The sequence below is a fragment of the Mucilaginibacter gilvus genome, assembly GCF_004054195.1.
Lineage (GTDB): Bacteria > Bacteroidota > Bacteroidia > Sphingobacteriales > Sphingobacteriaceae > Mucilaginibacter > Mucilaginibacter gilvus.
Map to the genome: position 1 here is coordinate 593,795 of NZ_SBIW01000003.1, position 26,706 is coordinate 620,500.

Here is a 26,706-nt window from a genome sequence, read left to right on the forward strand (position 1 = left end):
GGCCGCAAAACGCAGGCCCGCAGCATCAAAATAAAAACATATTTTTTGTTGATGTCTAATTACTGATAAATGAAACGTTGCAGATTACTGGTATTTATTTTCCTGTTTTTTAATTGCGCAGCCCAGCTTTTTGCCCAGCCGAAAACCAAGAAAGAAAGCGACGCTATGGCAGCGCGTGTTCGCGCCATGACGCCGGCACAGATCATGAAGTTTCGCGACTCGATGATGAGTGTTGTACTGCATAAACAGGCAAAGGCATTACCCAACGGCGATCAGTTATTTATTAAACACCATTATAATACTGCTTATACTACTGTAACATTTTCTTACACAAGGCGTACATCACAAAACAAGGGGGGCACAGCCGGTTCAGGGATACAGCGGATCTTCGGCGTATCCCCTAAGGCGGCGATGCTATACGAAGCCAACGGGCATACCATGGTGCAATGCGCGCTTAACCCGGTTGGTGCCAATACTACGGTGTTGGAACAAATGGCGACGAAACTAAATGATAACAAAAAATACTTAGCGCCGGAGAAGGCTCTGGATGCTGGCGATGCGGCCAGTCAATTGGCATTCTCATCTATGACTGCAAATAACAATACACTTTCCGGCATCGCAACAGATAACGGCGCTTTTAGTGGAAAGGGCTGCACTACCAATATTTCAACAAAGGGGGTGCCGATGGCAATGGCTTTTAGTTTCAGTTACGATCCGGTTCAGAATATATCCACGGTAGGTGCAGGGGCAACTATAATGAGGCATACTGTGGGTAGGTGCGAAGACGGTAAATCGGGTGGTACTACCGACGACCAGGAGGGAATTGGCATGTTAGCCGGAACCGACCCTTCAAACGCAAAAATAGTTGGCGCAGCCTACATAACAAGCGACCCGAACGTTGCTTACGCTGTGGTAACCAAAACAGCTTATGGTTTTAAGGTTAAATATACCAAAGTACATCACGATCGCGAAAACAACGCTGATTTAACCGAGACACTTACCGCTACAATAGGCGACCCCCAACAGCAATACGAAGCGGTTATAATGCCTATGCCGGCCAGCAAGTACGAAACATGGCTGCCAAAAGGCCCCGGGGTGGCCGGAAGCGACGACCCCAAAGGCGACGATAGCGCGCGCTTTTATGTAGAGGTGCATGATAAAAACAATCCCAATAAATTGTATCCGGGTAGTTATACCGTGCGGTATGAGTTGAAGGACATCACCCATTACAAAGGCTATAATAGCAACTACCCGGTGTATGATGGAAACGAAAAGGCCGATCTGAAAATATCCGACTCCATTAAAAATAATTCGCCCGGCACTTTCGACCCCGCTATTGTTACTGATAGCATTGCTGAATCGAGGGAAGGTAAAGGTAATATTGCTATTGTAAGGATCATGTGCCTTGATTACGGCGCATGGGGCAAACTTACTGCCCTGGTATTTTTAGATGACGGATCGACTTTAACGGCAAGCCCATACTATGATAAAGGCGAAACCTTTATAACGGTCCCATATGATCGTGACGAAAATAAAATTGCAGATGCCTGGGAAAAAAGCGAGCGAATAATAGGTAAAGGATATGGGCTTGATTGGGACGAGGACGTGAAACCTGACAACGGGCATCCCGGTGATGACATCGCGTTGATAGATGAGTATCGTGGCTTTTTGACCGAAGATGATGATTTTAAACCACTTTATTCCAGGCTTTCCCCCCAGGTAAAAGAGCTTTTTACTATTGGCCTCTCAAACATGACAGCTTACGGCGCATCGTACAAAACAGCCATTAGGGTGGGGGCGTTAGGGTATGGTAAAGCCACTAACATAACTGTTTATCACTTCAGCAATTCAAAATACGGCTATCATGAAAATGAGATTGGCAATTCTACCTACGGACGCTGGGTAAATTACAACACCCCTTTAAATAAACATGTACATGGAATAGCAATATACGCTGATGATATCCCCGGGCCAGACGGTAAAGACAATGTGCTGGCTACTACTATTCCGCTTTCCGGCCTCGACCATCCGGGCAATGGTGCTTTTGTACCTGGTGACATAAGGGAGGTTCATTTATGGACAAATTTCATTGTAAACAAGCAGCCATTTAAACCCGGTGAGTTTTTACCTGAAAGACCGCAGGGCAATGATCTTTTTGCCCAAAGAATGGCAACTCGTATTGCAGAAACCAATGCCGAATTTCGTGTACATATTGATGCTAACCACGCATCACCTGTTATTGCCCAGTATTACGAGGTAAATATCGCCCGTATTATCTCGTACACAGTGGCCCACGAACTTTGCCATGCAACCAACATTCATCATCATCACGTAGCTGACGGGCAAACCGACGCCATGGCTTTTTTTAAAGGCGATGCAAATTGCCTCATCAGGTATTGGGGAGATAGCGACTATCCCATAAACTGCGCTACCTGGCGGCAGATGTACATTTTCGGCTTATGGAACCCTGCAAGCATGATAACACCCGGCGGCCAACTGATCACACTCTGCAGAACCGGCGATGCGTGTTTTTTCCAAATGAAATTAAAGAAAAATTAAAAATAAACCGGAGTCTAGATACCGGCAAAACGGGGCGTAATCGAAAAGCCATACGAGTAGAGCAACATAAACAAAAATCAAATGAAAAAAGTATTAACAATGGTGGTATGTGTTTTGGCACTTACCAGCTTCTCGTTCTTCAAGAACGCACAGATCAACTCGCTTCGTAAGCTGGGTAAAAACCTGTATTCTGCCTCTTCTACAACATCATTAAAAGCAGCTGACCAGGAAAAATTGAAAGCCATTTTTGCAAAGCAGTATGGCATCAAATCATTCACGGAAACAACAACTGTACATTATGTGGCTGATAAAGGCACTAAAAGAACAGGTAATGCCATGGCCGAGCAAAAGGTTAGCGCAGCATTCTTTCAGCAAAGTATGATAGAAGATGGTGAGCCCGAAGAAGTTACCCAACGTAACATGTTCTCGTTAGATAAAACCAACCCCGCTATTGGCGATATAGCCCAGGTGTTATCGGTTTATAACGTTCATTAAACACAAAATAAACTAAGTAACGCAACGCCTGACAGCTGCGAGCTTTGAGCAATGCAACATATTAATCTAAAGATCAATTTAAAAAACAAAAACAGTCATGAAAAAACTATTAACGATCAGTTCATGCATACTTGCATTAACAGTGTTCTCTTTTTTTAAGAATGCGCAAACCAACGAACTTAAAAAATTGGGTAAAAACCTTTACATGGTAAACACCACGGCTACCTTAAAGCCTGCCGACCAGGAAAAATTGAGAACTATTTTGGGCAAGCAGTACGGCATACGCTCATTCAACGAAACAGTTACGATCCATTACACCAAATTTAAAGGAACCAAAAACGTAGGTAACGGTATTGCCGAGCAGCGCCTCGGCAGCGGGGCTTTCCAACAAACTATATTGCAGGACGGCGAACAAGAGGAAGTTGTTGCTAAATGTATTTATGTAGCCTGTAGCAGCAGCCCATTAACCAGCGATGTAATCCAGGTTTTATCAACTTATAATGTAAGATAAGATTATTAAGTTGGATAAATATGAAGTTACCCTCATTACTACTTTGCAGTAACGAGGGTAACTTCTTCAGTCAACCTGCCCTAACTTCCGCAAGCAAGGGAAATTTTGCATACTGGTATTATTTGCCACACCCGCAAACCGCTTTCCACTATCAACAATGAGATCAAATCCTAAAATATTTAATACTTGGGCTGTATTCCACATCCTGTTCATTATGTGCACTTGCAGTTATTCGGCGTACGATAAATATTGCAGGTTTTACCATGTAAAGGAGGTTGAGGCGGTCAACAACGTTAATAAGAAACTGTTTTTTAATGCGCCGATGTTGTATTACGGCAGATTTACAGGTACGGGCGCCGGGTACGGTTTTTTTGCGCCGAACATCAAATCCGCCGGGATTATTTTGGGCGATTGCGATGGAAATAAGATAGGGGCCAATTTTAATAATTTCGAATCGATGATGCGTTTTTCGGTGCTGGCTACCCGGATAACCGATTACATCATCAATAAAAATGACACTTCCGGGATACGCGACCGATCATTAAAAGAACGGTATTACGACCTGGTGTTTAAAAGTATTGCTGTAAAGATATATAACCAGAACCAATGCCTGCAGGATACCTCGTATCTAAGCTATAATATTTTTATGTTCCCTACACTTACAGCGTACCGCGCCGGTTACCGCAATTACCGCCTCGCCAAAATAAAAGAAGTACGCTTAGTTAAACAAGCCAAATGATACAACGACTGCTACGGCATAACCTCAACCAAAATAACAATAACCTATGGCTTGTTTTTTTACGTTGTAGCGTTGCAGCGTTAACGCTGATCAACTTTACAGCCATACAGTTCGATTTCAGCAGCATATTTTCTGCAAATGCATTTATCCCGCCCGATATTAACGATGTATTGAAGAACCCATTGATACCATCCATCTATAGCATAGCCCAATTTGCAAAACCGTTAATGAGCTACGAAGCTGTATTGCTGGCTTTCCGGGTATTGTATCCATTAGCGTTATTGCTGCTGTTAACAGGAATGTTTACTCGTTTCTCGGCGTTGCTAAGTTTGGTGCTCCAACTCATCCTGCTTAATTCTATGGATTTTTACACCTACGGGCTGGATGAATTCACTACCATAGCCCTGTTCTATTGTTTTATATTCCCTACCGGTAACCAATTCTCGTTCGATGCCCATTTTTTTAAAAAACGAGCGGATACCACTCATTACAATAAATACTTGCTGTTGTTCAGGGTGCATGTGTGTATAGCTTATTTTTTTTCAGGATTTGAAAAGCTGCTGGGCTATAACTGGCGCAATGGTGAGTCGATATGGAAAATGCTACATGGCTACAATATGCTCTCGTTCGTCGACCTTGATTTCCTCTATAAAACTCCCATTTTCCTGATCGCCGGCTGGGCTACCATATTCCTCGAGATGCTTTACCCCATCTTCATGAATATCGAAAAAACCAGGAAATACTGGCTCATAGGTATCATCGGTTTTCATGTATTCATCGCCTTCTTTATGGGACTATATTTTTTTAGCTGTATGATGATAATTCTTAATGTAACGGCTTATTATATCCCGTATCCCGTATTTCGGCTGAAGACGATTTCGTAGTGGCTGAAGCCGCTGAGGGCAAGCTTAGGGGTATCAAAAAAAATGGCGTTTGTTTATTCAAGGGAATTCCATACGCCGGAAGCCTTTCGGGTGACAGGCGGTTTAAAAGGCCTGCAAAACTGGAGCCATGGCAGGGCGTAACGGATGCATTGGATGCCGGTAGCAACACCCTATTTTAATAAGGCCTCTATCGAAAGTGGTCCTGGTCTTAGGATGCTGCCAAAAGAAGCGGCAATGGAAATGACAAAACTGGTTTTCAAGGAGCTCGATATCGATATAAAAGACTGGAGAAAAATACTTGATGTTCCTGTGAAGGATCTGATCGAAGTTCAAAATAAAGTTCCTCGCTTGATGGCTAACAGAGATTATACTCGCAAACACCTGTTGTAGGGTTCGTCCCTAACAATTTTGCCCCGGTAGTAGACGGTGTCGCGCTGCCCCATGACCTTTTCGATCCCGCTGCCCCTAAAATATCAAAGGACAAGCCGTTGCCCAGCCTGTTAGTTTTTGGGTTTTCTCAGAAAGAACAGCAACCCGAAGCTTTTTTCTAACATAATTACGCATTAAAGGGGTAAAACAAATGTCGGAATTTGGCCGCTGCCAATCAAGATGTTTAAGATGCATAAATATTTGATTGAAAGTCTATTATGAGGTTTTCAGTGCGTCTTTTTTTTATATCAAATTACTCACTGAATAACTCAATAGAGTTATGTGTTTATTTACGAGTTTTGAGTAGGCTCTAAAACGAAAAAGCCCCTAAATCATTGATTTAAGGGCTTTTTGAAGCACTTTGCCTGTGCTTTTGTACTCAGAGCGGGAATCGAACCCGCACTCCGTTTACGGGAACAGGATTTTAAGTCCTGCGTGTCTACCAGTTCCACCATCTGAGCGAATGATCTTTCGAAATCTAAGTTAGTTATAAAAACTATCAAATATTTGTAAGAACCTTCAAAAATAAATCCCTTCTTTTTAACGGAAGGGATTTGAGCGAAAGACGAGATTCGAACTCGCGACCCCGACCTTGGCAAGGTCGTGCTCTACCAACTGAGCTACTTTCGCATTGGTATTTCCCTTTAAACTTTGGCTTCGGAGTAACCCTTTGCCTATCTCGTTTGAGGGAGTGCAAATATAGACAGAATTGAATGTTCTGCAAGGAAAAACTGAACTTTTTTTCAAGTTTTTTATAACTCGCTGTTTTTCAAAACCTCTAAGCTAAGTTCAGTTTCAAAACCACGACTGAAAGCGTACTGCTGCAGTTTATACTGCCTTTTGGCTGTGTTCTTCTCGGTTACGGTGCGGGCTTTTTTCTCTATCAAACGGGTTAGGGCGGCCATATAGTCGCTAAGGTTGATGGTTTGGAGCGCCTTTTTTATAAGCACCGGCGATACATTTTTTTGTTTAAGCCCCTGTTTTATCTTGATGCGGCCCCAGCTTTTCTGGTTAAACTTGCCACGTACGTAGGCATTGGCAAAACGCTCCTCATTTAAATAATTACCCTCTATTAATAGACTAATGATGTTTTCTACGGCAGAGGTATATAGCCCCCATTCGTACAATTTGTCGCGTACTTCCTGCTGCGAGCGTTCCTGGTAGGCGCAATAATGTTCAGCCTTAGTAAGGCCAATTCTTTCATCGGTAATTTTTATTTTTTTAGGCGCTTCCATCAAAACCAAAATTCGTTAAAATTCTTGTATTCGTAGAAATATAAGCAAATTCGTATCATGCAAAACACGTATTCTGTAAACGAGGTTAAGGGGATCATCAATGCCGGGGGAGATATAGTGACCGATAAGCCCATCAGTGTTTTGCTCACCGATAGCCGCCGTATTACCAACCCCACGGCCTCGCTGTTTTTTGCATTGAGCGATAGGCGCAACGGGCACGAGTTTATTGCCGATGCCTATACAGCCGGCGTACGTAGCTTTGTGGTGAAGCAGCGACCGGAGGTGATAATGGCCGATGCCAATTTCCTGATAGTGGCCAATGTACTGACGGCGCTGCAGGCACTCGCCACGTATCACCGGAATCAATTTAACCTGCAGGTGATAGGTATTACCGGCAGCAACGGCAAAACCATAGTTAAAGAATGGTTGTATCAATTATTCTGCCCAGAAAAAAATATTGTACGCAACCCCAAAAGCTATAATTCCCAAATAGGGGTGCCGCTTTCGGTATGGCAAATAAACGCGGGGCATAACCTGGGCATATTTGAGGCCGGCATCTCCACCTCCGGCGAAATGGAAAAGCTGGCGGCTATGATAAACCCGTCTGTCGGCATCCTTACTCATATCGGCACTGCTCATGACGAGGGTTTTGAATCGCCGGAGGCCAAACTGAAGGAAAAACTACAACTGTTCAAAAACTGTAAGCAGCTAATATACAACCACGAGGTGCTGTTGAATTATAAAGATGAGTTAAGCGATATTGAATGTTTTACCTGGAGTCGTAAACTAAATGCGGCCAACCTTTACGTTTTTAGCGAAACCGCGATATCCGATAAATATTACCTGCGGGCCATCTATAAAGAAAAGGAAATTGAATGCCTCGTCCCTTTCAGAGATGAAGCATCAATAGAAAACGCTATAGTTTGCTGGGCAACCATGCTGGCCATGGGGTACAGCCCTGCCGATGCCGATGACAGGATAGAACGCCTGAGCGCTGTAAGCATGCGCCTGGAGCTGAAGCACGGTGTAAACGATTGCTCTATTATAGACGACTCTTACAATTCCGATATCCAATCACTGGAGATCGCGCTGAACTTTTTGAGCCAGCAGAACCAGCATTATAAAAAAACAGTGATCCTTTCGGATATTTATCAATCTGGCTTGCAGCAGGATGCTTTGTACAAGCAGGTGGCACAACTTATTAAGGACAAAAAAATAGAGCGCTTTATTGGCGTGGGGGTCGATCTGGACAAGCACAAGAAATATTTTAACCTACCCGAAACGCATTTTTACGCCGATACTGCTGCACTATTGCAGGATATTGGTAAACTGCACTTTCGCGAGGAAACCATCCTGATCAAAGGTTCGCGCAGTTTTGAGTTTGAGCGTATAAGCCGCGCGCTGGGGCAAAAGGCGCATGAAACGGTGCTGGAGATAAACCTGAACACACTGCTTAGTAATCTCAATTTTTATAAGGCTAAGCTAAACCCCGGCGTTAAGGTAATGGCCATGGTGAAGGCATTCTCGTATGGCAGCGGCACTTTTGAGGTAGCCAATATGCTGCAATATAATAAGGTGGATTACCTCGCGGTGGCCTATACCGACGAGGGTATAGCATTACGCGAGGGGGGCATCACCCTACCTATAGTGGTTTTAAACCCCGAGCCGCTGGCTTATGATAAGCTAACCACCTATAAGCTTGAGCCCGAGATCTACAGTTTTACCCTGTTGGATGAGTTTGTAAAATACGCGCAGGAAAACGAGATCAGCAATTACCCTATTCACATTAAGATAGATACGGGCATGCACCGCCTTGGTTTCGAGGAGTATGAAGTAGAGACCCTTTGCGATCTGTTGGAGATCAATAAATACGTTAGGGTGCGGTCGGTGTTCTCGCACCTTGTGGCCAGTGATAACGAACAGCACGACCTATTCACTCTGAAACAAATAGGCATATTCGAAAAAGCTTACGCGCAGATAGAGGAAGCGGTGGGATATAGCGTGATAAAGCACATTAGCAATACATCCGGGATAACACGCTGGCCCACTGCACAGTACGATATGGTAAGGTTGGGCATTGGCCTGTACGGCGTGGACGCGGCGGTGCCTGCTGATGATGCGGGACTAAAACCCGTAGCAACGCTAAAAACCACCGTTTCGCAGGTGAAAAAAGTACTGGCGAACGATACCATAGGTTACAACCGCAACGGCAGTCTCAAAAATGATGGCATGATCGCTACAGTACGCATAGGCTATGCCGATGGGTATTTACGCGCTTTTGGCAACGGCGTAGGCAGGATGCTGGTGAACGGAGTGCTGGTACCAACGGTTGGCAATGTATCTATGGATATGTGTATGCTGGATATTACCGAAGTACCCGGCGGGGTGGGGGAAGGCGACGAAGTGATTGTTTTTAACGAGCAACAACGGATAGAACAGCTTGCCGCACAGATAAGTACCATTCCGTATGAAATATTGACAAATATTTCGCAACGGGTGAAAAGGGTGTACTTTTACGAATAGCGTATATTTGCCGCATGAAAAGGTTATTGGGTGCCCTGTTAAATTACTTTATTAAAGGACTGCTTATTGTGGTGCCGCTTGGCGCTGCATTCTTTTTGATATTTTGGGCGGTATCTACGTTGGATAATGCGCTTAACCTGAGTGCCCACCTCTGGGTAGACAAAAACGGTAAGCCTATTTACATACCGGGGTTGGGTATTGTTAACGTATTTGTTATCATTTTGGTAGCGGGCATACTGGTTACCAATGTTATAACTGACCCTATTAAGGGCTGGTTCAGGCGCTGGTTAAACCGTTTGCCCATATTTAAATTCCTGTACTCATCTATAAAAGATCTTACCGAAGCCTTTGTTGGCGACGAGAAAAAATTTAACGAACCTGTTGTGGTAGAAGTGAATGAATTTGGATTGAAGAAAATCGGCTTTATGGTACAAAAGGATATGTCATCAATAGGCCTGCCAGGAGAAGTAGCCGTGTATTTTCCATGGTCGTACTCGTTTGCGGGGCAAGTGATCATCATCTCCGCAGACAAAGTTAAACCTATCGATAAGAGCGCTGCGGAGATTATGAAATTTGTAATATCCGGCGGCGTTAGCGGGCTGGAGTAGCAGATGGTTGGGTTAATAGTTTTGGGTCTTTCTTTTTAAAACTCCTGATGGTTAGTATTATACTCACGGCCATCAATATAGCTCCTAATAAGAACGGCGCGCCCGGGAAATATATTTTCGATTCGTTTGTGGTGAAGTGGTGGAAGATGGTCGTCATCATCAGCGGGCCTATAACCGTGGTTACACTCACCAAACTGGCCAAAGCACCCTGCAATTCACCCTGTTCCTTGGCCGAAACATGTTCGGATATAAAACCTTGTAATGCGGTACCGCCAATTCCACCAAGGCAATAGGGAACCATAAAGGCATACATCAGCCAGGGGGTATTGTTAAATGCTATCAATATCAGGCCGATACCATAAAATGCGATACCCGCCATAATGTTTTTCCGCAACCCAAATTTGGGGATAGTCCAACGCACAAAACCGCCTTGTATGGCCACGATAAGTAACCCTAAAAATATACCAAGCGCGCTGATGCTTGATCCCGACCATTTGAATTTTTCGATAACATAAAACGGCAAACAGCTTTCTACAGCTTTCTGGCCAATATATACGATGGTATATGCGGTAATCAATGTACTCACCGCCAACGAATGGTGGCGTAAACCAATCAAAGAGCCAATTGGGTTTGAACGTTTCCATTCAAAACGACGCCTGTTCTTTGGCGTTAACGATTCGGGTAGGATAAAGAACCCATAGATGGCGTTTAACAAGGCAAAGCCTGCGGCGCATAAAAATGGCAGTTTAATATCGATATCACCCAAAAAGCCGCCCATGCCAATACCCAAAATAAAGCCAAGGCCGGTTGCCGCACCGATAAGGCCAAAGTTGGCGGCCCGTTTTTCGCCGCTGCTTACATCAGATATATAAGCGGTTGCGGTTGTGGTACTGGCTCCGGCTATGCCGGCTATAAACCTGCCGACAAACAGCCAGAAGATAGTTGGCGCGAAGGCCATAAAAAGATAATCGACACCAAAGCCTAAAAGAGAGAACAGCAACACAGGCCGTCGGCCATACCTGTCGCTAAGATTACCCAATATGGGGGCGCAAATAAATTGCATCATGGCGTAGGTAAAGGTGAGGTAGCCGCTGTACTGGCTTGCCATACTTACATCTACATGCGCAAGTTTTTCTAATAACTTTGGTAAAATAGGGATGATGATACCCAAGCCCAGCGTATCAATAAAAACTGTAACAAAAATAAATCCTAATGCTGCTTTGCCTTGGTGTGTCTTTTTCTCCATAAATATCAGGCGAAAGTAGTATACATGCTGTTATAAGTATTTTTAGAGGGGATTGTTTACTTCTTTTTTAAAACTTCTTACAGCCAATACCGCGCTTAGCAGCATTAAACCAGACGCGATAAAATATGGCGCACCCGGCAAGTAAACGGGGGCACCCGGTTTGGTGAAATAGTAGAAAATGTAGGTCATGAACCAGGGTCCGAATATGGAACTGAGGCTCATGATACTGGTTAGGCCGCCTTGTAACTCTCCTTGCTCGTTCTTGGGTACTTCGCTGCTCATTACCCCCTGAAGGGCCGGGCCGGCTATGCCACCCATAGCGTAGGGAACCATAAAGGCAAACATCATCCAGCTTTGATTAGCCAGGCCAAACAGCAGCATCCCAATGGCATATAATAACAGGCCCACCCAAATGCTCCGGTTTTGGCCAAGTTTGGGTATGATTACCCTGATGAGTCCGCCCTGTACAATGGCGATGGATAAACCAATGAAAGCAAGCGAGTAACCAACGATGTCTATAGTCCATTTGAATTTTTCGATGGTGTAGTAAGTCCAAACGCTTTGCACGGCGTGGGCGGCAAAGTATATTACAAATAAACATACCGCCAGGTTTATTACAGCGGGGTATTTGCGTAGCTGTTTTAAAGAACCAAGGGGATTGGCTCGTTTAATATCAAACTCGCGCCGGTGTTCTTTGTCCAGCGATTCGGGTAGTATAAAAAAACCGTAAACGGCATTTAACAGGGCTAAGGCGGCCGCGGCATAGAAGGGGTAATGAGTATCCATTTTACCCAAAACACCGCCAATAAACGGGCCGATGATAAAGCCAAGGCCAAAAGCAACGCCTATCATCCCAAAGTTTTGCGCGCGTTTTTCGGGCGTGCTTACATCAGCTATATAGGCGGATGCCGTGGTGAAACTTGCCCCGGTGATACCCGCTATAACGCGGCCCAGGAACAGCCAGCCAATGGTTGGCGCAAATGCCAGGAAAAGGTAATCAATACCGAAGCCTAAAAGGGAGAATAGAAGCACTGGTCGCCTACCGTATTTGTCGCTCAAATTACCAATTAAAGGCGAGCATAAAAATTGCATAACAGCATAAGCCACAAGCAATAAGCCAGAGATGCGTGAAGCTTCGCTGATGTTGCCGTGGATAAGTTTTTCTATTAGTTTTGGGAAAACGGGGATAATAATAGCAAGGCCGATAACATCAATAAGGAGCGTTATAAATATAAAGCTTAATGCAGCTTGTTTTTTTGGTTGGGCAAGGGTGTCCATAACCTGTAAATAAACAATAAATTTTTGAATATGGTTGAGGAATCATAAAAAAAGCGATACGGAGTGAACCGTATCGCTTTCAATTCTGTTAAACCGCTTAAAAGTTTGGTTTCAATACGTATTTATCGTAGAAACGGAAGATGTGCTCTGCGGCTTCTTCGGCGGTATCTACTACGCGGTACAGGTTCAGGTCGTCCTTGCTGATGTTGTGTTCTTCGTCTAACATGCGTTCTTCCACCCATTTAAACAGGCCGCCCCAGTAATCCAATCCCACAAAAACAATGGGGAAACGGGCGATCTTGCCGGTTTGAATGAGGGTTATTGCTTCAAAGGACTCGTCCATAGTGCCAAAACCACCCGGCAGGATAATGAAACCCTGCGAGTATTTCATAAACATCACCTTCCGGATAAAGAAGTAATCAAACTCCAGGATCTTATCCCTATCAATATACTTATTGTGAAATTGCTCAAAAGGCAACTCTATATTCAACCCTACCGATTTACCGCCGGCTTCGTAAGCGCCTTTATTGGCTGCTTCCATAATACCGGGGCCACCGCCGGAGATCACACCGTAACCACGCTCGGTTAGTAAGCGGGCGCAATCTTCTGCCAGTTTGTAAAACTTGTTCTCGTTTTTGGTACGTGCGGAACCGAAGATGGATACGCAGGGGCCAATTTTAGCCAGTTTCTCAAAGCCGTCTACAAACTCGGCCATTATTTTAAATATCTGCCAGGAATCGGTAACCTTTATTTCCTGCCAGTTCTTATTCTCAAACGCTTGTCTTATTTTATCCTCACTTGTCATAACTATATTTTAATACGAATAGAAACATCTGCTGCTCCCAAAATTTTTGAAAGTTCGAAAGTTAGCAAATGGTTTTGATAGTACAATAATTGATGCTTTAAGTTTTGTTAGCCTCAAGCTTTTGCTGCACTGATTTGTGCGCTTGCCGCTTTCCGGCTTGACGTTAGCCATAATCCCAAAAAGGTAATTAACCCGTTAACGATGATGAGTTCGTTATCAAAAACGTAACCGCCCAAGAGGTTCTTGCTCTCGGTACTTAAAAAGAAGCATATCGCCGGAGAGATCAAACATATAAACGGCACCAGTTTGTCTTTCACTTGCCTATTGCTTACAAACAAGCCAAAAGAGTATAACCCTAAAAGCGGCCCGTAAGTATAGGAAGCTACTTTAAATATCGCTCCAACCACCGCATCGTTATTAATGGCGTTGAAAACGATGATGGTTAAAAACATCAGGCCCGAAAAAGCGATGTGTACATAGTGGCGGATGTTTACGTTCTTTTTGCTGTTTACGTCAGCTTTTTTATTGAAGCCTAAAAAGTCTACGCAGAAAGAAGTGGTGAGGGCGGTTAGTGCCGAATCTGTAGTGGCAAAGGTGGCCGCTGTTAAGCCCAGCATGAATACCATAGCCGGTACAACGCCCAAATATTTTAGGGCGATGGTAGGGTAGAGGTAATCAGTTTTTTCTACGCTGATGCCGTATTTATTGGCGTAGATGTACAACAAAGCGCCCACGCTGAGGAAAAAGATGTTAATCACCACGAAGACCCCGGTGAAGCTGAACATGTTCTTTTGCGCTTCCTTGATGTTTTTCAGACTGAGGTTTTTCTGCATCAGGTCCTGGTCTAAACCCGTCATACCGATGGTGATGAACATACCACCCCAAAACTCTTTGGCGAAGTGGAATTTACTGGTAAGGAAATCGCTAAAAAAGAATATTTTAGAATAGCTGCTGTTCTTAATGGCTTCGATTGCCTCAAAAAGATTATAATTAAGGCTTCGGCAAATAAAAAATATAGACAAGAAAACTGATGATACCAGGAAGAACGTCTGCAAACTATCGGTAATAATGATAGTTTTTAAGCCCCCTTTAAAAGTGTAACTCCATATCAGCAGTAAGCATATTAACACCGTTACGGCAAAAGGCACCCCATAACTATCGAAAATGAATTTTTGCAGTACGATAACCACTAGATACAGCCGGAACGACGACCCGATAGTACGGCTAATGAGGAAAATACCCGCCGCGGTTTTATAACTCCAGGTGCCGAGCGCTTGTTCTATATAGCTGTATATGGAAGTCAGTTTTAAACGATAGTACAGCGGCAGCAGCACTGTAGCGATAATAATAAAGCCCGCCGCGTTGCCCAGCACAAACTGAAAGTAAGCGAACTGGTCGCCGCTTGGGGCGCCTACTTTGCCGGGCACCGAAATAAAAGTAACCCCGCTCAGCGCGGTGCCTATCATGCCGAAGGCCACCAAATACCATTTGGAGTTGCGGTTGGCCACAAAAAAAGTATCGTTATTGGCAGAATTTTTTGAGGTTAGGTGCGATATCACCAGCAATACCAAAAAGTAACCTACTATAAATGTGAGCAATATTCCGGGGGCCATGGCTTTGTCTGTTTTTTCGAATGTATGAGTTTAAGGCATATCAAGCAAATATTGAATGGTTGCCTGTAGGTGTTCCACTTTTTTATGTGGAAAACTTATTTTTAAAACAATATTGATTATCAGTATTTTACAGTTTTTGGTGAAACACTTTGGAACACCCCTTTTATTGAGATAATGTCCATAATTGTCTGATAGTTAAGTAACTATGTTTATTTGCAAAGCCAGCTAAAACACACCATTAATACCAAAGTGGAACACCTTTCTAAAAGTTTTTTAATAAACACGCGGAAAGAAATTATTTAACGATATTTTTGCTCTATATAATAAGGGCATATATAATGGCTGATACAACTACACCGATGAACAGGTTGAACAAACTTTTCGATACGAAAAAGGAAAACTTACTGTCTATTTATTTTACAGCCGGTTATCCGGAGCTGAACACCACAGTTGATATTGCCGAATCCCTGGAAAAAGCAGGTGCCGATTTTCTGGAAATTGGTTTCCCGTACAGCGATCCTGTTGCGGATGGGCCAACCATTCAGCATAGTTCTGAAAACGCGTTGCTCAATGGCATGACCTTAACCGTATTGTTTGAACAATTGAAAGATCTGCGGCAGCGTGTCAATATCCCCATTTTACTGATGGGTTACGTAAATCCCATTGTACAGTACGGTGTAGAACGTTTCTGCAAGGATGCGGCTGCTGTTGGTGTAGATGGTATCATTGTGCCCGATCTGCCTATGTATGAGTACGAAATGCTGTACAGCAACCATTTTGAAGACAATAACCTCAGCAATATATTCCTGGTAACCCCGCAAACCTCAGAAGAGCGGATCCGTAAGATTGATGAACTAAGCAACAGCTTTATTTACCTGCTCTCCTCCTCATCCATTACCGGTGGAAATTTGCAACTTACAGATAGCATAGAAGAATACTACAACCGAGTAAAAGCCATGAATTTAACTAATCCGGCTATCATCGGTTTCGGTATTTCAGATCATGCTTCGTTTAGCAAGGCTTGCCAATACGCCAATGGTGCTATTGTGGGTAGTGCCTTTGTGAAACTGTTGGGTACCGAGAATTATATGGAGAAGATCCCGGGATTTATTGCAGGGATAAAGGGGTAAGATTTTCGCGTTTATATAGTGGTACGCTCTGCCTCGTAGCCGTCATGTTGAACTTGTTTCAACACCCCATCATTATAGTAGCCGCTGTGCATGATCTTGAGCCTGTACCGTGGGGTGCCGAAATAAACCGGCATGACGTGAAGTTTTAAGTTATCGTTACAAATACTCTTCCAACTCGCCCTTACCTTCGCGGATAACTTCAAACTCGCCGTTAGTGCAGTCTACCACGGTGGAGGGTACGTTATCGCCGTAGCCGCCGTCGATCACTATATCTACCAGGTCCTGGTATTTTTCGTAGATCAGTTCGGGGTCTGTAGAGTATTCTATGATCTCATCCTCATCGTGTATCGACGTAGATAGGATAGGGTTACCCAATACCTTTACAATTTCTCGGGCGATGTTATTATCAGGAACACGGATACCAACCGTTTTTTTATTAGAGCTAAGCATCTTTGGCACAGCATGACTGGCATTAAAAATAAAAGTGAACGGCCCGGGCAACGCCTTCTTCAACACTCTGAAGGTGGTATTATCAATCGGCTTGATATAATCAGAGATATGACTGAGGTCGTAACAGATAAACGAGAAGTTTGCCTTCTCAGGTTTAATGCCTCGGATCTTGCAGATAGCCTCAATGGCTTTATGATTGGTAATATCGCAGCCAAGCCCGTAAACGGTATCTGTAGGGTAGATGATGAGCCCGCCTTTGCGCAGTACATCGGCTACCTGCTCAATGGCTTTTTCGTTCGGGTTCTCGGGGTATATTTTTATCAGCATAATATAATATCGAATTTCGAATGTTCAATTTCGAATTTCGTGTTGGTACTGTATATAAATACAAAAATGCCGAATAATTGTTATATCCGGCATTTTATATGAAGTTAAAGACTCTTTAATTTCGAAATCTCAATTCCGAAATCCCAAATCAATTACGCTTGTTTTGCGAACTGAACGTTGATGATCAGTTTAATATCCGAGCCTAACACTACCGAACCTGCTTCGGTTACGCCATCCCAAACTAAACCGAAATCTTTACGGTTGATCTTACCGGTTATTTCAAAACCTGCTTTGGTGTTGCCATAAAAATCGCCTGCTACACCACCGTACTCTACATCAAGAGTTACCGGTTTGGTAACGTCTTTAATGGTCAAATCGCCGGTTAATTTATAGTCGCCATCTTTTGTAAAAGAGGTTGATTTGAAACTGATCTTTGGATAAGTTTCCGCATCGAAAAACTCACCAGATTTAAGGTGGCCATCGCGTGCTTCCTGGTTAGTGTCGATGCTGTTCACGTCTAATGAAAAACTTACGTCAGCGCCTTCGAAATCGTCGCTTTCGGTAGTTAATTCACCTTCAAATGTTTTAAAAGCGCCTGTTACGGTTGATATTACTAAGTGTTTTACTTTAAATTGTACTTCTGAGTGCATTGGGTCTAAAACCCATTTTGTTGCTGTTGCCATGATGTTTTTATGTTTTAAATTTTGTTTCTCTTAATTATGATACAAATATAATAATAGATGTTTAAACATTTATTATTATATTTGTATTTTACAATAGGTAGACAATTGTAAGTTATAACATGTATTTTATGGGTATTGTTTGTAAATAACAACAAAAAGGGGCAGAGGTCCTCTTAATACACTTTATGCTTTTGTTAAATTACCGAGCTAAAAGCTCTCAATTTTCCCCGCAGGGTCTCTCGCAGAGCACCCTGCGGCGGCATGCAAGGCAAACGATATGCTATAGGAATGTCCTGATGCGGCAGGGTCGACCTTGCGGGGACTAAATACTACTTTATCACAATTTCATATTCATTGTGATTTGCATATTCGTGCCTATGAGTATAGAATATCATTTCATTGTTCTTAAACACATCACAAAGGGCTTGTTCATTGGGCGATATTTTAATAAGTTCTTCCCCGACGTGTTTATAATTATTTTTGCGGGCAGACGTTATAAGTTCCTTGTAGCTATCATAGCTGGCGATACAATAAACAATTGAGATTTGATCAAGTAATACTATCCTCCAAATTTTCAAGTCATCGTAACCGCCGATTTTTTTTCCGTCCCAGCTCGTGAATTTCCCGTTACTATTTCCCCAACTAAAAAAATATTTGTATCCTTTGCTCTCGATAAAATTGTTAATCTCGACGGTATCGGTTGTCTTATGGATAAAAAATAAGTCGTCAAGGCTTAGCTTGCTTTGCGCGCTTGTGGGGGAGGTAGATAATACGGCAGCAATTACAATAAAGATAGATAACAAAGATTTTTTCATGTTCATGATTTATTGTAATGATTCAAACTTATTGTCAATTCCATAAAGTGAAGCCAACAAAAAAGGGGCCGAAGCCCCATTGTATTTTAAACCGAAAATTTAACTGATCTCCGGTCTGCAATCTCTAACTTAAAGCGCTAAAACTTCTTTAACCCTGTCAGCAGCTTCTTTCAGCAAAATAGCTGAGAATACTTTTAAGCCAGAATTATCGATCAGTTCTTTTGCTTCGGCAGCGTTTGTGCCCTGTAAACGAACAATGATAGGCACCGGGATGTTGCCAATTTCGTGGTAAGCATCAATTACACCCTGTGCAACACGGTCGCAACGAACGATACCACCAAAGATGTTGATCAGGATGGCCTTAACATTAGGGTCAGACAAAATGATGTTGAAACCAGCTTTAACAGTTTGCGCGTTAGCGGTTCCGCCTACGTCCAAAAAGTTAGCAGGCTCGCCGCCGGCCAGTTTAATAATATCCATGGTTGCCATAGCCAAACCAGCGCCGTTAACCATACAGCCAACGTTACCGTCGAGCTTTACATAGTTAAGGTTGCTTTTGCTTGCCTCAACTTCTGTTGGGTCTTCCTCGTCGGTATCGCGCATAGCGGCGTAATCCGGGTGGCGGTATAAAGCGTTATCATCTAAGTTTACCTTAGCGTCAACCGCTAATATTTTGTTATCAGATGTTTTTAAAACAGGATTGATCTCAAACTGAGATGAATCGGTAGCATCGTATGCTTTATATAAAGCGGTGATGAATTTCACCATATCTTTAAAAGCGTCGCCGCTTAAACCCAGGTTGAAAGCGATCTTACGCGCCTGGAAAGGCTGTAAACCAACTTTAGGGTCAATTTCTTCTTTGTGGATCAGCTCTGGGGTGCTGTGTGCTACTTCTTCAATATCCATACCGCCTTCGGTAGAATACATGATGATGTTGCGGCCCGCGGCGCGATCGAGCAGTACGCTTACGTAAAACTCTTTTACTTCGCTTTCGCCGGGGTAGTAAACATCCTGTGCTACCAATACTTTTTTCACTAATTTACCTTCGGGCCCGGTTTGCGGGGTAACTAATTGCATACCAATGATCTTGCCTGCAATTTCCTTTACCTGTTCTGCATTTTTAGCCAGCTTAACGCCACCGCCTTTACCGCGGCCACCTGCGTGGATCTGTGCTTTTATAACCGACCAGTCCGACCCATAGTCTTCCTTTATCTTCTGAGCCGCAGCAACAGCTTCTTCCGGTGTATCTGCAACTATGCCTTCCTGTACTCTAACGCCAAAGCTTTTTAGTATCGCTTTGCCCTGATATTCGTGAATATTCATGTTTTTTGAAAGATTTGCGGTAAAACTACTATTTTCTTTTTATTTTAAGGTTGATTGAGCTGGATTAAGTTGATTGAGTTAAATGCATGCAGAATTTTGACATAAAACAAACCACTCACCACTTAACCACTCACATAATCAACCCAAAAAAATTATCTTTGCCCATGCTTAAAGCACAATCTATCCATAAATCCTACGGGCAGCTTCATATTTTAAAAGGTGTTGATCTGGAAGTAAACCGGGGAGAAATAGTAACCATTGTTGGGGCTTCGGGCGCCGGCAAAAGTTCGCTGCTTAATATCCTGGGCACGCTGGATAATGCCGATTCGGGGCAGCTGTTTATAGATAACGTGGAAGTAAATAAGCTGGATAATAAGAACCTCAGCGATTTCCGTAACCGGAAGATCGGCTTTATATTTCAGTTCCATCATTTACTGGTAGAGTTTAACGCGATAGAAAATGTGTGTATGCCCGCCTTTATAGCCGGCATACCGCGTGCCGAGGCGGAAAAACGCGCCACGGAACTGCTTAATATGCTTGGGCTGGGCGGCAGGCTTACCCATAAACCCGCGGAACTATCGGGAGGGGAGCAACAAAGGGTTGCCGTTGCGCGTGCCTTAATAAACAAACCCGCGCTGATATTTGCGGATGAGCCCTCGGGGAACCTCGATTCGAAGAACGCGCTGGAATTGCACGAACTTTTTGTAAGGCTCCGCAAAGAGTTTAACCAAACTTTTGTGATAGTAACCCACAACGAGGAACTCGCCGGTATGGCAGATCGTACTATATTAATGAAGGATGGTTTAATAGTAGACAGTTTATAAGTGAGTATATTAATAACATCCGCCACATCCGCATCGGCACATAAGCTGAAAAATAAGCTAAACACCCCGGATGTTTTATTGGGCGACCACGCCGACCTGCCTGATTTTATGGTGAAGAGTACAGGGCTGCTTAAGCTGCCGAGCCCCGTTTCGGTAAGTTACCAGCACGAGATGCTGACGCTTTGTTTGGATAAGGGTATTAATGCCGTGTACGTTTTAACGGTGCAAGAACTTGATTTGCTGCGCGAATCGGAACTATTATTTAAAGAATATAACATCGATATTTTAGATGGCCAAATTGAAATATAGCGATATAGACCCGCGTAAAAAGGCTTTTATTGTTGAACTGGATAATGTTTTGTACCCCGCGAAGGATTACATATATCAAATTTACTACCTGTTTGCCAACCTGCTGGAGTATACCGATCTTACTGACGCGAAACAGACAACCAATTTAATGATAGATACTTATATCGATAAAGGAGCCGATGCTGTTTTTGATGAATTGGTGCATACGCTGAAGGTTGACGAAAAATACAGGCTTAATTTAGACCTGCTGATGGCAACCGGGAAAGTGCCTTTAAAGCTGCTTTTGTACCAGAACATGCTGGAGTTTTTGCAAGAGGCTGTTACCGACAGGAAAAAGTTGTTTATTGTAACCAACGGAAACCCTCAGCAACAGCTCAATAAAATTAAACACCTGGAATGGCATGGTTTGGAACCCTATTTAATAGCTTATTTTGCCGATGAAACTAAGCCGAAGCCCGAGCCCGATGTGCTGCATTTGCTGATGAAAGAGCACCAATTGGAGCGAAGAGACCTACTGATGATAGAAAATTCGGAAACAGATGCGTTATGTGCCCAAACAACCGGAATAGATTACCTGAATGCGAACGAGTTTTTGTAATTTCAGGCCTGTAATATATTATTGATATATCCGTTAACCAACATATACTATATACATATATAAAATGCGAAAAATATTTTACCTTGTTATATTACTTGCAGTAGTTGTATCATCCTGCAAGAAAAGTAAAACACCGGACCCGGGTACAACACCTATCGAGCCGTCAAAAACCGGCACCACGCTTGATCTGATCCGAGATTCTATTTTCCTGTATGCTAAAGAAGCTTATTACTGGAATGACGGCTTGCCTGATTACGCGACCTTTAAACCGCGAACCTTCACCGGTACCGATGACATAAGCGCCATACAAAAAGAGGTTGACGCTTTATCTCAATATAAAATAAACCCTAATACGGGCAAGCCATACGAATACTATCCGTCCTCACCCGGGGAAGCAAAATACTCGTTTATTGATGACGGTACAGTATCTGCAGAATTAAACGGCGTAAACGGCGATTTTGGCTTTGCGCCGATCTATGCCGCTACTAACGATTTGCGCGTGCGTTATGTTTACCCTAACTCACCCGCAGACCGGGCGGGGCTAAAACGCGGATACCAGATCACCAGTATTAACGGGCGTACCAATTTAGCTTATGACGGTAATGGCGGGCCGGGTACAAATTTAAATTTTGTAATAAACGCTTACGCCCAAAGCAGTACCATTAACATGGTACTTAAAAAACCGGATGCTACCAGTATTACGGTGACCCTTAATGCAGACACTTATACCACAAACCCAGTGATAACACATAATGTTTTTGACCAGGGTGGAGGCAAAAAAGTTGGATACCTGGTATTTAACAGCTTTACGTCGTTGGCAAATGCCAAGCCAAAATTAAACGAGGCATTTAACGATTTTGCCGGGCAAAACATTACCGACCTGGTTGTGGATCTGCGTTACAATGGCGGGGGGTTTGTTTCAACTGCCGAATATTTAAGTAACCTGATTGCGCCTGCTGCTAAAAGCGGTTCGGTAATGTACAGCTCTTATTTTAATAGCAACTTAACAGGCTTAACAACCACAGCAGCCCGTAATGCGAGTATCCTAAAAAACCAGGTGCGTAAAGATGCGACTACCGGCGAAATTTATAACTATTCGCAATTTGATTATTCGGTAGCAGGCAACGCGGTTGATTTTTCTAAAACGGGGGTGCCGGTTTCACTTACACTTAGCCATGTGTTTTTTATAGTAACAGGTTCAACGGCATCTGCAAGCGAGCTAACCATCAACAACCTGCGCCCTATAATGGATGTTAAATTGATTGGTACTACCAGCTATGGAAAACCGGTTGGCTTTTTTGATATCGATATTAATAAATACCAGATGTACATCCCCGAGTTTGAAACCAAAAACTCTGCAAACCAGGGCGGCTATTATGCCGGCATGAAACCCGGTACCGCTGATTATCCGGGAGTTGAACACACTGATGACGTTACCAAAGATTTTGGTGACCCAACCGAAGCGCTCCTCGCATATGCTTTAAATTATGTTAAAACCGGTACATTCAACGTTGCTGGCCAGGTAATACAAAGCACCGCCGGAAAAACTAATATCATGTCGGTTGACCAATCGAGGGAAGCCGGTATAGAAATGGATGGCAATAAGTTCCGCGGAATGGTGTTTAATAAATCGCTTAAAAAGAAATAGTTTTAGGTATTATAATAACGGTGAAAAGGCGTTTCGGGAAACCGGGACGTCTTTTTTGTTTAGTCGGCCAGTTCGCGGAGGTCAACAGGCACTACACGCGAGATGCCTTGCTCTACCATGGTAACGCCGTAAATAATATCGGTACAGGCAATGGTGCGTTTATTATGCGATATAATGATAAACTGCGACTCCTTGGAAAACTTGCGGATGATATTATTAAACTTATCAATATTGGTATCATCCAGCGGAGCATCCACCTCGTCGAAAATACAGAAGGGGGCAGGCTTCAGCAGGTAAAGCGAGAAAAGGATGGCCGTAGCGGTAAGCGTTTTTTCGCCACCCGATAGCTGGTTGATGGATAGGGGGCGCTTTCCCTTCGGCCTGGCAATGATATCTATTTCCGATTCCAGCGGGTGCGAAGGGTCGGAGAGGATGAGGTCGCAACTATCTTCCTCGTTAAACAGGGAGCGGAATACTTTGATAAAATTCTCGCGCACCAGCGTAAACGCCGTCATGAATTTTTCCTTGGCGGTGTCATCTATCTCCTGTATGGTAGCCAAAAGCGATGCCTTTGCTTCCGCAAGGTCCTTCTTTTGCGCCTGGATAAAGCTGTGCCGTTCGCTCATTTCGTTATAGGCCTCAACCGCCATCGGGTTAATAGCGCCGAAATCGTCCATCTGGCGTTTCAGTTTATCGGTATGCTCGCGAATTTCGGCTTCGCTTTCGGTTTGATTCTCCTCGGTTTCGGGCAGGTCAGATATATCTACATTAAACTCTACCGAAAGGCGCTCTTTAAGGGCGTTCAGTTCCAGTTTTAGGTTGTTGCGGGCATCCTTCAGTTCATTTTCTATGAGTTCGGCCTGGTCTTTATTACGGCGTAATAACAGTATCTCGTTCTCGCTCCCGGTGATGTTGCCGCGCCAGTTATAATATTCGCGCTCGGCTTCCTGGGTAGCTTTTTCGAGGTTTTCTTTCTGCTCGTACATTTCCAGCAGGCTATCATCACTGTAGCCGGTTTGCTGTAGGTTTTCTTTGATCAGCATCTTCACCTTCTCCATCTCGGCGCTGTTGTGCATAATGCGGCCATCAAGGTTCTCCAACTGCGATTCGCGGTACTCAAGGTCCTTCATCAAACCCGATACCTTGTTCTGCTGCTGGTGGAAGCGGATGTTTTCCTGGTTGTAAGCGTTGGATTGCACCGATACAAACTCGTTAAGCTCATTAAAGGCCTGTTGCTTGTCCAACATCAGGTCGGCCTGCATCTCTTTTTGGGTACGGTATTCTGCTAAAGCAGGCAGCAGCGTTTGTATCTCGGTTTTAATACCGGCTATACGGTTGGCAATATCCTGTTTGCGGTTGAGGCTGTTCTCTATAAAGGCCTGGTATTGTTCCTGCTTGGTTTTAACGGTGACCAGCTCGGTGTTGAGTTTATTAAGATCGGTTTGCTTTTGCCTGATCTCGTTTGCCCGGCCCGATGCTTTTAGCGAGGTTAACGTGCTTTGTAATGCCTGACTTTGGTTTTTGAAAGAACCAATACGCGTTTCCGCCTGCTTAATTTCCTTGAGCAGGTTATCCAGGTTTTTGGCACGGCCAATACGCTTACCCTCAAACAAACCTACCGAACCACCGGCCATGGTATGCTTTGATTTATTGAACTTGCCGCTTTTACCTATCAGCACCACACCATCCGGCAGGTTGGCGTTATTGATGTCCTGCTCGGTATTATCGTTTACGAGGTATACGTTTTTAAGCAGGTGGGTACAAAGGGGAGCATAGCGGGTATCGACCTCTATGACCGATAGGGCAGGTATCCCCGATATTTGCTGTGGAGGTGACGCCGTGGTTTCGTCCTTATAATTATCCAGTATAAAAAACTGCGCCCTGCCTTTTGAGGAATTGCTCAGCAGGTTAATGGCCGCTATTGCCTCGTCGTAATTATTCACTACGTAGTGGTTCATCAGCGGCTCCAGGTAGTTTTCTATCGCTATGCGGTACTCTTCCTTACAAAATAATATATCGCTGAACAGGGCGATGTTTTTGGCCCAGTTGGTGTTCTTCTTCAGGAAACGGATAGACTCCGGGAAGCCTTCCAGATTATCAACCATACTCTTGGTAAGGTTGTATTCGTTTTGCTTGGCATCCAGCTTACGGCTATCAGCGGCTATGCTTTCGGTAACTGTTTTCAGTTCACCTTCGGTGGATACGATCTGTTCCTGTAATTTATTTTCGGCATCAACAGCAAGTTCGTATTCGCTTTTCAGCGTTTCGGTGCGGCTATCCAGTTCGGCAACAACACGGTTAAAGTGGGAGAGTTCCACCTCTTTGTTGCTGGCATCCTCCATGTTGCGCAGGCTTTCCTGCTCAAGCGCCTGTTGCTGTATGTTCAGGATATCAATATCCTTTTCGGTTTTGTAAACCTGGTTTTGCAGGCGATTATTTACAGCGTTTAGTTCGTTCAGTTCGGCACGCGCTTCTGTTTGCGAGAGGCGCAGGCCATCTACCGCGGCTTTCAGTTCGGCAACGCGGGTAGTAATGGTTTGCAGGTTTTCGTCTTCCTGCATTTTCTCCTCGTTAAGGCGTTTAATATTATACTGAACGTGCTTGTGTTGGTTGGTATCCCGCTCCAGTTCTTCCTTTAAGCGGCTTTCTTTATCCTGTTGATGCTTTAGCTGCTCATTCTTAATCCGCTTCTCGCTTTCGTAAGCGCGGATCTTCGAGACAAATTCATTAGTGGTTTTCTGCTGTGCGGCAAGGTTTTTCTCTTTAGTGAGGCTATCCAGTTTTTGTTGCTGCAGGGCAGCTTCCAGCGTATCTATCCTGGTAGACAAGCCAGACCTTTCTACACGCTGCTTTTGCTCTTTTTCTTCTATCTCTCCCAGTGTTTTGCTGAACCCGGCGATGCGGAAGGAGGCCAGCGACATGCTCAGAATTTTATACTGGTCGCGCAGGCGATAATAACGTTCGGTTTTCTTAGCTTGGTTCTCTAACGTTTTAAGGTTCTTTTCAATTTCGAAAAGCAAGTCTTCCACGCGCTCCAGGTCGGTCTCGGTATCTTTTAACTTGCTGAAAGTTTGTTTTTTGCGGAGCTTATATTTAGATATTCCCGATGCCTCCTCAAACAAATTACGGCGCGAACCTTCTTTGTTATTGATGATCTCGTCTATCATCCGCAGCTCGATAATGGAGTAGGAATCGGCACCCACGCCGGTATCCATAAACATATCGGTGATATCCTTCAGGCGGCATTGTACATCGTTGAGGCGGTACTCGCTTTCGCCGGTGCGGTACAGGCGACGGGTAAGCGTTACCTGCGAAAAATCGGTAGGGAGGATATTTTTGGTGTTATCGAAGGTGAGCGATACCTCGGCAAGGTTAGCCGGCTTACGGCTCTTGGTTCCGTTAAAAATAACGTTATCCATCTTCTCCGACCGCAGCATCCGGGTGCTTTGTTCGCCCAAAACCCAGCGGATGGCATCTACCACATTGCTCTTACCACAACCATTAGGCCCCACAATAGCCGTAACCCCCTCATTAAAGTTGATGGTTATTTTATCGCCAAAGCTTTTGAAACCCTTGATTTCTAATTGTGTAAGCTGCATTCAGTAAGATAGTGCGTCCGAAAAATAAAGCTTTAAGTTAAGGAAAAAATTCGGATTTTGTAAAGAGGAGCGAAG

At 43.9% G+C, this 26,706-nt stretch carries 25 protein-coding genes and 2 tRNA genes; 14 read left to right on the plus strand and 13 right to left on the minus strand.

The genetic code is table 11. From position 1 onward, the window contains the following. Positions 1-69: 69 nt before the first annotated feature. The 7 genes from EPL05_RS08465 (at position 70) to EPL05_RS08495 (ending at position 5,578) form a co-directional block, all read left to right on the plus strand. A complete protein-coding gene (locus tag EPL05_RS08465; protein WP_128533503.1) occupies positions 70-2,559 on the plus strand; it encodes a hypothetical protein in 2,490 nt (829 codons plus the stop codon). 81 nt (positions 2,560-2,640) lie between these two features. Then, positions 2,641-3,054: a hypothetical protein gene (locus EPL05_RS08470; RefSeq protein WP_128533504.1), complete on the plus strand. Its 414-nt coding sequence runs from the start codon at positions 2,641-2,643 to the stop codon at positions 3,052-3,054. Positions 3,055-3,151: 97 nt separating this feature from the next. Continuing rightward, positions 3,152-3,565: a hypothetical protein gene (locus EPL05_RS08475; protein WP_128533505.1), complete on the plus strand. Its 414-nt coding sequence runs from the start codon at positions 3,152-3,154 to the stop codon at positions 3,563-3,565. 157 nt (positions 3,566-3,722) lie between these two features. After that, complete coding sequence (locus EPL05_RS08480) at positions 3,723-4,304, plus strand: hypothetical protein (RefSeq protein ID WP_128533506.1); 582 nt, start codon at positions 3,723-3,725, stop codon at positions 4,302-4,304. Beyond that, positions 4,301-5,188, plus strand: a complete 888-nt coding sequence (locus tag EPL05_RS08485) for an HTTM domain-containing protein (RefSeq protein WP_128533507.1) — start codon at positions 4,301-4,303, stop codon at positions 5,186-5,188. The genes EPL05_RS08480 and EPL05_RS08485 overlap by 4 nt, the downstream gene beginning before the upstream one ends. Next, positions 5,188-5,367 (plus strand): carboxylesterase family protein, encoded by a 180-nt coding sequence (locus tag EPL05_RS08490; RefSeq protein ID WP_166727669.1) that lies wholly within the window; start codon positions 5,188-5,190, stop codon positions 5,365-5,367. The genes EPL05_RS08485 and EPL05_RS08490 overlap by 1 nt, the downstream gene beginning before the upstream one ends. Further along, positions 5,342-5,578 carry a hypothetical protein gene (locus EPL05_RS08495; RefSeq protein WP_128533509.1) on the plus strand — a complete coding sequence of 79 codons (237 nt, stop codon included), beginning with the start codon at positions 5,342-5,344 and terminating at the stop codon, positions 5,576-5,578. Before EPL05_RS08490 ends, EPL05_RS08495 begins: the two co-directional genes overlap by 26 nt. Before the next feature lie 415 nt (positions 5,579-5,993). On the opposite strand, the gene EPL05_RS08500 is transcribed toward EPL05_RS08495, so the two are convergent. The 3 genes from EPL05_RS08500 to EPL05_RS08510 form a co-directional block, all read right to left on the minus strand. Then, a tRNA-Leu gene (locus EPL05_RS08500) sits at positions 5,994-6,078 on the minus strand. Positions 6,079-6,174: 96 nt separating this feature from the next. Next, a tRNA-Gly gene (locus EPL05_RS08505) sits at positions 6,175-6,247 on the minus strand. A gap of 122 nt (positions 6,248-6,369) precedes the next feature. Next, positions 6,370-6,852 carry a regulatory protein RecX gene (locus tag EPL05_RS08510; protein ID WP_128533510.1) on the minus strand — a complete coding sequence of 161 codons (483 nt, stop codon included), beginning with the start codon at positions 6,850-6,852 and terminating at the stop codon, positions 6,370-6,372. Between the two features lie 57 nt (positions 6,853-6,909). Between EPL05_RS08510 and EPL05_RS08515 the strand changes: the two genes are divergently transcribed. Then, entirely contained in the window at positions 6,910-9,375 is a 2,466-nt protein-coding gene (locus tag EPL05_RS08515; protein ID WP_128533511.1) for a bifunctional UDP-N-acetylmuramoyl-tripeptide:D-alanyl-D-alanine ligase/alanine racemase, read from the plus strand. Positions 9,376-9,389: 14 nt separating this feature from the next. Beyond that, entirely contained in the window at positions 9,390-9,983 is a 594-nt protein-coding gene (locus EPL05_RS08520; protein ID WP_128533512.1) for a DUF502 domain-containing protein, read from the plus strand. Here EPL05_RS08520 and EPL05_RS08525 read toward each other — a convergent pair. The 4 genes from EPL05_RS08525 to EPL05_RS08540 all read right to left on the minus strand — a co-directional run bounded on the left by EPL05_RS08525 (position 9,967) and on the right by EPL05_RS08540 (position 14,925). Continuing rightward, positions 9,967-11,229, minus strand: a complete 1,263-nt coding sequence (locus EPL05_RS08525; protein ID WP_128533513.1) for a TCR/Tet family MFS transporter — start codon at positions 11,227-11,229, stop codon at positions 9,967-9,969. The two genes, EPL05_RS08520 and EPL05_RS08525, sit on opposite strands and share 17 nt — an antisense overlap. A 42-nt stretch (positions 11,230-11,271) precedes the next feature. Further along, positions 11,272-12,507, minus strand: a complete 1,236-nt coding sequence (locus EPL05_RS08530; protein ID WP_128533514.1) for a TCR/Tet family MFS transporter — start codon at positions 12,505-12,507, stop codon at positions 11,272-11,274. Between the two features lie 97 nt (positions 12,508-12,604). Next, on the minus strand, positions 12,605-13,312 hold the full coding sequence (locus EPL05_RS08535) for an LOG family protein (protein ID WP_128533515.1): 708 nt from the start codon (positions 13,310-13,312) through the stop codon (positions 12,605-12,607). Positions 13,313-13,425: 113 nt separating this feature from the next. Then, a complete protein-coding gene (locus EPL05_RS08540) occupies positions 13,426-14,925 on the minus strand; it encodes a sodium:solute symporter (protein ID WP_128533516.1) in 1,500 nt (499 codons plus the stop codon). 359 nt (positions 14,926-15,284) lie between these two features. Here EPL05_RS08540 and trpA point away from each other — a divergent pair, with 359 nt between their 5' ends. Then, positions 15,285-16,055, plus strand: coding sequence for a tryptophan synthase subunit alpha (gene trpA / locus EPL05_RS08545; protein ID WP_128533815.1), 771 nt, complete (start codon positions 15,285-15,287; stop codon positions 16,053-16,055). 11 nt (positions 16,056-16,066) lie between these two features. On the opposite strand, the gene EPL05_RS24460 is transcribed toward trpA, so the two are convergent. From EPL05_RS24460 to sucC, 5 genes are all read right to left on the minus strand, one after another. Continuing rightward, complete coding sequence (locus EPL05_RS24460) at positions 16,067-16,189, minus strand: hypothetical protein (protein ID WP_262708161.1); 123 nt, start codon at positions 16,187-16,189, stop codon at positions 16,067-16,069. Between the two features lie 22 nt (positions 16,190-16,211). Next, positions 16,212-16,832, minus strand: coding sequence for an L-threonylcarbamoyladenylate synthase (locus EPL05_RS08550; protein WP_128533517.1), 621 nt, complete (start codon positions 16,830-16,832; stop codon positions 16,212-16,214). A gap of 152 nt (positions 16,833-16,984) precedes the next feature. Next, the gene (locus tag EPL05_RS08555) at positions 16,985-17,515 is read right to left on the minus strand and encodes a YceI family protein (protein WP_128533518.1); all 531 of its coding nucleotides are present in this window, start codon (positions 17,513-17,515) and stop codon (positions 16,985-16,987) included. Between the two features lie 329 nt (positions 17,516-17,844). Next, positions 17,845-18,330 (minus strand): hypothetical protein, encoded by a 486-nt coding sequence (locus EPL05_RS08560; protein ID WP_128533519.1) that lies wholly within the window; start codon positions 18,328-18,330, stop codon positions 17,845-17,847. A 129-nt stretch (positions 18,331-18,459) separates the two neighbouring features. Continuing rightward, positions 18,460-19,653, minus strand: a complete 1,194-nt coding sequence (gene sucC / locus EPL05_RS08565) for an ADP-forming succinate--CoA ligase subunit beta (protein WP_128533520.1) — start codon at positions 19,651-19,653, stop codon at positions 18,460-18,462. Between the two features lie 164 nt (positions 19,654-19,817). Here sucC and EPL05_RS08570 point away from each other — a divergent pair, with 164 nt between their 5' ends. The 4 genes from EPL05_RS08570 (at position 19,818) to EPL05_RS08585 (ending at position 23,032) form a co-directional block, all read left to right on the plus strand. After that, positions 19,818-20,477 carry an ABC transporter ATP-binding protein gene (locus tag EPL05_RS08570; RefSeq protein ID WP_128533521.1) on the plus strand — a complete coding sequence of 220 codons (660 nt, stop codon included), beginning with the start codon at positions 19,818-19,820 and terminating at the stop codon, positions 20,475-20,477. Then, positions 20,478-20,786 (plus strand): hypothetical protein, encoded by a 309-nt coding sequence (locus EPL05_RS08575; RefSeq protein ID WP_128533522.1) that lies wholly within the window; start codon positions 20,478-20,480, stop codon positions 20,784-20,786. Beyond that, a complete protein-coding gene (locus EPL05_RS08580) occupies positions 20,767-21,384 on the plus strand; it encodes an HAD family hydrolase (RefSeq protein WP_128533523.1) in 618 nt (205 codons plus the stop codon). The genes EPL05_RS08575 and EPL05_RS08580 overlap by 20 nt, the downstream gene beginning before the upstream one ends. Before the next feature lie 64 nt (positions 21,385-21,448). Next, the gene (locus EPL05_RS08585) at positions 21,449-23,032 is read left to right on the plus strand and encodes a S41 family peptidase (RefSeq protein ID WP_128533524.1); all 1,584 of its coding nucleotides are present in this window, start codon (positions 21,449-21,451) and stop codon (positions 23,030-23,032) included. 59 nt (positions 23,033-23,091) lie between these two features. Here EPL05_RS08585 and smc read toward each other — a convergent pair whose 3' ends face one another. Further along, on the minus strand, positions 23,092-26,631 hold the full coding sequence (smc, locus tag EPL05_RS08590) for a chromosome segregation protein SMC (protein ID WP_128533525.1): 3,540 nt from the start codon (positions 26,629-26,631) through the stop codon (positions 23,092-23,094). Positions 26,632-26,706 lie beyond the last annotated feature (75 nt).

Bases quoted from the DNA above. Each gene is read 5' to 3' on its own strand.
- EPL05_RS08465 (WP_128533503.1), top strand. From the start codon at position 70: ATGAAACGTTGCAGATTACTGGTATTTATTTTCCTGTTTTTTAATTGC.
- EPL05_RS08470 (WP_128533504.1), top strand. From the start codon at position 2,641: ATGAAAAAAGTATTAACAATGGTGGTATGTGTTTTGGCACTTACCAGC.
- EPL05_RS08475 (WP_128533505.1), top strand. From the start codon at position 3,152: ATGAAAAAACTATTAACGATCAGTTCATGCATACTTGCATTAACAGTG.
- EPL05_RS08480 (WP_128533506.1), top strand. From the start codon at position 3,723: ATGAGATCAAATCCTAAAATATTTAATACTTGGGCTGTATTCCACATC.
- EPL05_RS08485 (WP_128533507.1), top strand. From the start codon at position 4,301: ATGATACAACGACTGCTACGGCATAACCTCAACCAAAATAACAATAAC.
- EPL05_RS08495 (WP_128533509.1), top strand. From the start codon at position 5,342: ATGCCGGTAGCAACACCCTATTTTAATAAGGCCTCTATCGAAAGTGGT.
- EPL05_RS08510 (WP_128533510.1), bottom strand. From the start codon at position 6,852: ATGGAAGCGCCTAAAAAAATAAAAATTACCGATGAAAGAATTGGCCTT.
- EPL05_RS08515 (WP_128533511.1), top strand. From the start codon at position 6,910: ATGCAAAACACGTATTCTGTAAACGAGGTTAAGGGGATCATCAATGCC.
- EPL05_RS08520 (WP_128533512.1), top strand. From the start codon at position 9,390: ATGAAAAGGTTATTGGGTGCCCTGTTAAATTACTTTATTAAAGGACTG.
- EPL05_RS08525 (WP_128533513.1), bottom strand. From the start codon at position 11,229: ATGGAGAAAAAGACACACCAAGGCAAAGCAGCATTAGGATTTATTTTT.
- EPL05_RS08530 (WP_128533514.1), bottom strand. From the start codon at position 12,507: ATGGACACCCTTGCCCAACCAAAAAAACAAGCTGCATTAAGCTTTATA.
- EPL05_RS08535 (WP_128533515.1), bottom strand. From the start codon at position 13,312: ATGACAAGTGAGGATAAAATAAGACAAGCGTTTGAGAATAAGAACTGG.
- EPL05_RS08540 (WP_128533516.1), bottom strand. From the start codon at position 14,925: ATGGCCCCCGGAATATTGCTCACATTTATAGTAGGTTACTTTTTGGTA.
- trpA (WP_128533815.1), top strand. From the start codon at position 15,285: ATGAACAGGTTGAACAAACTTTTCGATACGAAAAAGGAAAACTTACTG.
- EPL05_RS24460 (WP_262708161.1), bottom strand. From the start codon at position 16,189: ATGCCGGTTTATTTCGGCACCCCACGGTACAGGCTCAAGATCATGCAC.
- EPL05_RS08550 (WP_128533517.1), bottom strand. From the start codon at position 16,832: ATGCTGATAAAAATATACCCCGAGAACCCGAACGAAAAAGCCATTGAG.
- EPL05_RS08555 (WP_128533518.1), bottom strand. From the start codon at position 17,515: ATGGCAACAGCAACAAAATGGGTTTTAGACCCAATGCACTCAGAAGTA.
- EPL05_RS08560 (WP_128533519.1), bottom strand. From the start codon at position 18,330: ATGAAAAAATCTTTGTTATCTATCTTTATTGTAATTGCTGCCGTATTA.
- sucC (WP_128533520.1), bottom strand. From the start codon at position 19,653: ATGAATATTCACGAATATCAGGGCAAAGCGATACTAAAAAGCTTTGGC.
- EPL05_RS08570 (WP_128533521.1), top strand. From the start codon at position 19,818: ATGCTTAAAGCACAATCTATCCATAAATCCTACGGGCAGCTTCATATT.
- EPL05_RS08580 (WP_128533523.1), top strand. From the start codon at position 20,767: ATGGCCAAATTGAAATATAGCGATATAGACCCGCGTAAAAAGGCTTTT.
- EPL05_RS08585 (WP_128533524.1), top strand. From the start codon at position 21,449: ATGCGAAAAATATTTTACCTTGTTATATTACTTGCAGTAGTTGTATCA.
- smc (WP_128533525.1), bottom strand. From the start codon at position 26,631: ATGCAGCTTACACAATTAGAAATCAAGGGTTTCAAAAGCTTTGGCGAT.